Origin of the sequence: Streptomyces sp. NPDC012935 (assembly GCF_042900345.1) — a bacterium.
GTDB lineage: Bacteria > Actinomycetota > Actinomycetes > Streptomycetales > Streptomycetaceae > Streptomyces.
Genome location: NZ_JBIBBC010000088.1, coordinates 1 through 1,260 on the forward strand (window position 1 = coordinate 1; position 1,260 = coordinate 1,260).

Sequence of the window (1,260 nt, forward strand, 5' to 3'; positions counted from 1 at the left end):
CGCCACCACCGAGCCGCTCACCACGAAGAACGTGCACGCCACGAGCGAGCCGCTCAAGCTGAAGGGCGACACCGCCGACACGTCGACGGACAACGTCCACGCCACGGGCGAGCCCGTCTGATCCGGACCGCACCCCACGGGGAGACGACCGCGGCGGCGCGGAGGGGGAGCCGCCGCGGTCGTCGGCGTCGTCGGCGTCAGGGGGGTGCGGGGGCCGTGCCCCGCAGCGCCGCCTTGACGACCTTCCCGCTCGCGTTCCGCGGCAGTCCCGTCACGAACTCCACCCGCCGCGGCACCTTGTAGTTCGCCATCTCCCGCCGCGCCCAGGCGATGAGGTCGTCGCCGGTGAGCACGGCTCCCGGCCGGCGGACGACGAACGCCTTGCCGACCTCGCCCAGCCGTGCGTCCGGCACGCCGATCACGGCGACGTCCGCGACCTGCGGGTGCAGGCCGAGGGTCCGCTCTATCTCCGCCGGGTAGGCGTTGAAGCCGCCGACGACGAACATGTCCTTCAGCCGGTCGGTGATGCGCAGGTTGCCCGCCGCGTCGAGCACGCCGACGTCCCCGGTGCGCAGCCAGCCGTCGGCGGTCAGCACCTCGGCGGTCGCCGCCGCGTCCTCGTAGTAGCCGCGCATGACGTTGAAGCCGCGCACCAGGACCTCGCCGGGTTCGCCGGGCGGGGCCTCCACCCGGACCTCGGTGCCGGGGATGGCCCGGCCGGAGGTGGTCGCGATCACCGCCGGGTCGTCGCCGCGCCGGCACATCGTCACCAGGCCGCACGCCTCGGAGAGCCCGTAGGCGGTCAGGACCGTCTCCACGCCCAGTTCGCCGCGCAGCCGTTCCACGAGACGGAGCGGGACGACCGCCGCGCCGGTCACCACCAGGCGCAGCGCGGACAGGTCGTGGCCGTCGCGGGCCGGGTGGTCGAGCAGCGACTGGTGCAGGGTGGGCGGCCCCGGCAGCACCGAGACCCGTTCCGCCGCGATGTTCGCGAGGGCCGTCTCCACGCCGAACACGGGCTGCGGGATCATCGTGGCGCCCCGCATCAGGCAGGCGATCACCCCGGCCTTGTAGCCGAAGGTGTGGAAGAAGGGATTCACGATCAGGTAGCGGTCGCCGTGGCGCAGGCCCGCCAGGTCGCTCCAGACCGCGTAGGCCCGCAGCGTCTGCGCGTGGGTGACGACGACGCCCTTGGGGCGCCCGGTCGTCCCGGACGTGAAGACGATGTCCGAGGGCCACGAGCCCTCGACGGCCGCGGCG

The 1,260-nt window shown here is 74.1% G+C and carries 1 protein-coding gene; it reads right to left on the minus strand.

Annotated elements, in window-relative coordinates; genetic code table 11:
- Positions 1–197: 197 nt before the first annotated feature.
- The coding region (locus ACFY5C_RS41715) for an AMP-binding protein (protein WP_389455302.1) at positions 198–1,260 on the minus strand (1,063 nt) is incomplete at its 5' end.